The sequence below is a fragment of the Devosia insulae DS-56 genome, assembly GCF_000970465.2.
Lineage (GTDB): Bacteria > Pseudomonadota > Alphaproteobacteria > Rhizobiales > Devosiaceae > Devosia_A > Devosia_A insulae.
In genome coordinates, this window is the sequence record NZ_LAJE02000032.1 from 1 (window position 1) to 4,600 (window position 4,600).

A 4,600-nucleotide genomic window follows, 5' to 3' on the forward strand; every position below is an offset into this window, starting at 1 on the left:
GGGTGGGGGGTACTCTTCCTGCACGGAGCGCCTCACACCAGCCTCACGGCGCCAGCGTGTTCCGGAACAGCTTGCCGCCTTTCATGATCACCACGAAATTCTCGGGGTCGGCGATGAGACCGATATTCTCGAGCGGATCGCCATCGACCAGCAGCAGGTCGGCCAGAGCGCCCTCTTCCACCACGCCGAGCTTGCCCGGATAGGGGTTGCGGAGGCCCGAGAGCAGCAGCAGCTCGCCATTGGTGGCGGTCACCATTTCGAGGACTTCCGGCGGGGTGAACCAGCGCTGCAGCCAGGTCACCATCAACCCCTGCATCTGGGCCGCTTCGGGTGAAAACAGGATGTCGGTGCCGAAGGCGGTCTTGATGCCGTACTGCTTGGCCCAGCCATAGATCCGATCGGTGCCGCTGATCACTTCGATCAATTGCCGGCGGCTCTCGTCGGACAAGGGGATGCCCTCCTCGAAGCCGGGCAGGAACGGCTGGGTCGAGAGCCAGATGCCCTTTTCCGCCATCAGTTTCGCCGTCGCCTCGTCCATCAGGTGGGCGTGCTCGATCACCTTGACGCCAGCTTCGATCGACCGCTGGATCGCGGCGGAGGTATAGGCGTGGACGCCGACATAGGTGCCCCAGTTCTCCGCTGCCTCGACCGCCGCCTTGAGTTCGGGGAGGGTGAAGGTCGAGACGTCGATCGGGCTGAACGGCGAGGCGACGCCGCCACCGGCAGTGAGCTTGATCTGCGAGGCGCCCTGCATCAGCTGCTCGCGCGTCCGCATCCGCACTTCGTCCGGGCTGTCGGCGATCATCGCCATGCCCAGCTGTTCCATCCGGCTCAGATCACCGACACTGCGCGGCAGCTCGTGCAGCGCGCGAAAATCGCCATGGCCGCTGGTCACCGAAATTATGGCGCCGGAGGGGTAGATGCGCGGGCCGGGGATCAAGTCCTCGTCGATGGCACGTTTCAGCGAGAAGGCAGCGCCGCCGAGGTCGCGCACCGTGGTGAAACCACGCATTAGGGTTTTTTCAGCCTGGTAGGCAGCAATCAGCGTGCTGTAGCCGACATCGTTGTTCAGCCCGGCTTCCGGCGTCACCCCGACCAGCATGTTGTGCCAGTGCGCATCGATCAGCCCCGGCATCAGCACGCGGCCGGCGCCGTCGATCACCGTGGTGGCGGTCGCTTCGATCGGATCGGCCGAGATAGCCTCGATCTTGTCGCCGACGACCAGCACATTGCTTGGCGGGCTCAGCTCTGGACCGTGTCCATCAAATATCCGTACGTTTTCGTACAGAACTGATTCCGACACTTGCGCCATAGCTGGCGATTGCACTGCCACGGCGAAAACAAACAGTAAGGCACTGGTCAGACGCATGACGATCTCCCATCACATCGATTGGAAACTCATCACACCTATAACACTATCGGATCGGAATCTCTTCGATAGAATCTAGATTCAATCTTTCACAAGAACGATCGCAACTAAGGCGTCGGCGCATCCGCCCGTAGCAGGAGCGCGTGTTTCAGCTCGGCCCACAAGTCCGCCGGTATCTCCACCCGCATGCTCTCGACGTTGCGGCGCGGGTGATCGGGGTGGAAGGCCCCGGGGATCACCGAGGCGACGAGCGGGTGATGGAGGGTGAATTGCAGCGCCGCGGCGGCCAAGGGCACGCCGTGCCGTTCGCACACCACCTGCATCTGGCCAACGCGGGTGAGTTGCTCTTCGTTGGCGATGGCATAGTTGTAGCGTGCGCCGGGCACCGGCCCGGTGGCGAGGATGCCCGAGGCAAACACCCCACCGATGATCACGCCGACGCCGCGCGCTGCGCAAAGCGGAAACTCGACATCCAGCACCGGCTGCTCGGCCAAAGTGTAGGGCAGCGCCACGAGGAAGAAATCGAGCTCGAAGCGTTCGAGGAAGCGCGGGATGGTGCCCAGGCGGTTGACACCGGCGCCGATGGCCTTGATCAGCCCCGCCGCCTTCAGCTCCTCGAGGGCCCGCATGCCGCCACCGGCGTCGAGCTCGTCGAGATGCTGGCTGACCAATTCCTCGCTGCCGAGATTGGCGAGGTCGAGATCGTGGATCACCAGCACATCGACGCGGTTGCGCCGCAGCCGCTGCAGGCTCTGCTCGTAGCTGCGCATCACCCCGGCATAGCTGTAATCGTGCCGGTGCTGGAATTTCAGCCCGTTCGGCCAGCTGCGTTCGCTCGCTTCGAAGGCGGCAACGTCATCGGGCGCGAACAGCACCCGGCCAACCTTGGTCGAGACGATCGCCTCGCCCGGCGGGCGGAGGTATAGGCCCCGGCCGATCCGGTGCTCGCTGAGCCCGCGGCCGTACCAGGGCGAGGTGTCGTAGAAGCGCACCCCGGCGTCCCAGGCCGCGTCGAGCGTGGCGTCAGCCTGGGTTTCCGGGACGACGTTGAAGATGTTGCCGAGCGAGGCGCCGCCCAGCCCGAGCCGGGGCAGCTCGAGGCTGGTGCGGCCAAGCCGGCGCCGGGCGAACGGATCCATCTCAGGCTCCGAAGGCCACCGAGGTCGGAACGATGGTCGCCAGCAGCTCGTCGATCTCGCGCTGGGTGATGGGGTCGACCGCGGTGGTCGGGCTGCGGACCAGGGCGTGGCGGATGATGCCGCGCCGCACCAGGAGCTGCTTGTGGATAGCGTAGAAGATGTCGCCGCCCTGGTTGCCCAGCCGGTTCACCGCCATGATCGTCGCATCGAAGCGCTGCCGCGCCGCGGCTTCATCGCCGCGCTGGAAGGCGTCCCACACCGCAACGAAGTCGGCGGGCTGGCTGCAGAACGGCATGGTGCCGTGCGCGCCGCGCCGCAGTTCCTCGATGAAATAGCTGCCGCCGGCGCCGCCGAAAATGGTCAGCCGATCGCCCGCCGCACTCGACATCGCGTGCACCTTGCCGGTAACCGGCACGGTCTCGACCTTGATGTAGGTGACGTTCCGGCAGGCGTCGGCGATGCGCAGCGCCAGGCCCGGGGAGATCGGCCCCTGCGGCACGTCCTGCAGGATGATCGGGATGCCGACCGCGGCGTCGATCGCCTTGTAGTAGTCGAAGATTTCGTCCGAACTGACCGGCATGAAGGAGGGCGGGATCACCATCAGCGCATCGGCGCCGGCGGCCTCGGCGGCGCGCGAATAGAATACTGCGAGATCGGTGCCGGCGGCGCCCGAGTTGATGATCACCGGCACGCGGCCGTTCACTGCCTTGATCGTCGAGCGGGTGATCTGGGCGCGTTCGGCTTCGTTGAACTTGAACACTTCGCTGCCCAGCGCCACGCCGAGGCCATGCACCCCGGCCGCGACGTTGAACTCGATCAGGCGCGCGAGGCTCTCCTCGTCGATACTGCCATCTGGGTGAAATGGCGTGACGAGAATGGGCACTACGCCCCTGATGGCGGCGGAGGTCATGGACAATGGCTCTCTCAGCGATTTTCGAAGTTGAACATTTCCTCGACCGGGCGTTGCACCGGCGAGAAGTCGGAATTGGTTTCCATGTAGGGCGCCATCATCTCCCACCAGCGCCAGGTCAGGTCGCTGATCGAGGTCGCCGGATCGGGAGCGCTGTCGCGCTCCATGTAGGCGAAGAGGTCGAGCCCGTTGCGGTAGATCGAGAACGTCCGCACACCGTCGCGCCGCATCGCCGCGAGCATCTCGGGCCAGATCTCGTCGTGCTTTTGCTTATAGATCGCCTCGTTGCCGGGCTTCAGCTTCATCATCCAGGCGATGCGAACCACGGTCTTCTCCTCAGCCGGCGCGACGGGCGGCAGCCGACGCGGCGACCGGCGGCCATTCGCCGGCATAGCCGAGCCGGCGGCTCACATGCTCGCAGGCGTCCCACAGCATGGCGACCACCGGCATGACGTTGTCGCCGCCGGGCTTTTTCACCGACGGGCCGGTGACGCTCATGGCGCCGACCGAGTGGCCGGAGCGATCGAGCAGCGGCACGGCGACGCAATAGACCCCCATCACCACTTCCTGGTCGTCGATCGAGTAGAAGCGGTCACGGATGCGGGCGATCTCTTCGCGCAGCCTGTTGGCGTCGACGATGGTGTGGCTGGTGAGGGCCGGCAGCGGGTGGGTGTAGACCTCCTCCTGCCGGGCCTCGGGCATATAGGACAACATTGCCTTGCCGGCGCCGCCGCAGTTGAGCGGGCCCCGCGAGCCGATACGCATATCGAGCTGCATTCCCTCGTTGCCGCGCACCTTGTCGATGCACACCCCGAACATGCCGCTCAGCGCATTGATGTTCACCGTCTCCCGGGTGGCCTCGGCGATCTGCTCGGCGAACGGCCGGCAGAGCCGCGGCAGGTCGATGCGCTCGAGCTGCAGCCCGGTGATCTCGAGCAGCCGGAAGCTGAGCTCCCATTCGCCGGACGGGGTGCGATCGACCACCCCTTCCTCGCTGAGGTCGAGCAGCATCCGGTGCACCGAGCCGAGCGGCAGCTGCAACTGCTGCGCCACGGCGCGGACCCCCAGCGGACCCTTGCGGGCCAGCAGATCCATGGCCTGGACGGACCGGGTAATGCTCGACATCTAGGTCTCAGCTCCTAGGACGGATTGGCCGGTGCGGGCTGACCCCCACCCCTGTCC

5 protein-coding genes are annotated in these 4,600 nt (G+C 65.7%); all 5 read right to left on the reverse strand.

The window, feature by feature from the left end:
- Positions 1-43: 43 nt before the first annotated feature.
- Complete coding sequence (locus VW23_RS01220; protein ID WP_069907780.1) at positions 44-1,369, reverse strand: metal-dependent hydrolase family protein; 1,326 nt, start codon at positions 1,367-1,369, stop codon at positions 44-46.
- Between the two features lie 107 nt (positions 1,370-1,476).
- A complete protein-coding gene (locus VW23_RS01225) occupies positions 1,477-2,508 on the reverse strand; it encodes an aldo/keto reductase (protein WP_069907781.1) in 1,032 nt (343 codons plus the stop codon).
- A 1-nt stretch (position 2,509) separates the two neighbouring features.
- Complete coding sequence (locus tag VW23_RS01230; RefSeq protein ID WP_069907782.1) at positions 2,510-3,418, reverse strand: dihydrodipicolinate synthase family protein; 909 nt, start codon at positions 3,416-3,418, stop codon at positions 2,510-2,512.
- A gap of 14 nt (positions 3,419-3,432) precedes the next feature.
- A complete protein-coding gene (locus VW23_RS01235; protein WP_069907784.1) occupies positions 3,433-3,744 on the reverse strand; it encodes an L-rhamnose mutarotase in 312 nt (103 codons plus the stop codon).
- 10 nt (positions 3,745-3,754) lie between these two features.
- Positions 3,755-4,543 carry an IclR family transcriptional regulator gene (locus VW23_RS01240; protein WP_069907783.1) on the reverse strand — a complete coding sequence of 263 codons (789 nt, stop codon included), beginning with the start codon at positions 4,541-4,543 and terminating at the stop codon, positions 3,755-3,757.
- Positions 4,544-4,600 lie beyond the last annotated feature (57 nt).

Coding starts and splice junctions, on each gene's coding strand:
- VW23_RS01220 (WP_069907780.1), bottom strand. CDS start 1,369: ATGCGTCTGACCAGTGCCTTACTGTTTGTTTTCGCCGTGGCAGTGCAA.
- VW23_RS01225 (WP_069907781.1), bottom strand. CDS start 2,508: ATGGATCCGTTCGCCCGGCGCCGGCTTGGCCGCACCAGCCTCGAGCTG.
- VW23_RS01230 (WP_069907782.1), bottom strand. CDS start 3,418: ATGACCTCCGCCGCCATCAGGGGCGTAGTGCCCATTCTCGTCACGCCA.
- VW23_RS01240 (WP_069907783.1), bottom strand. CDS start 4,543: ATGTCGAGCATTACCCGGTCCGTCCAGGCCATGGATCTGCTGGCCCGC.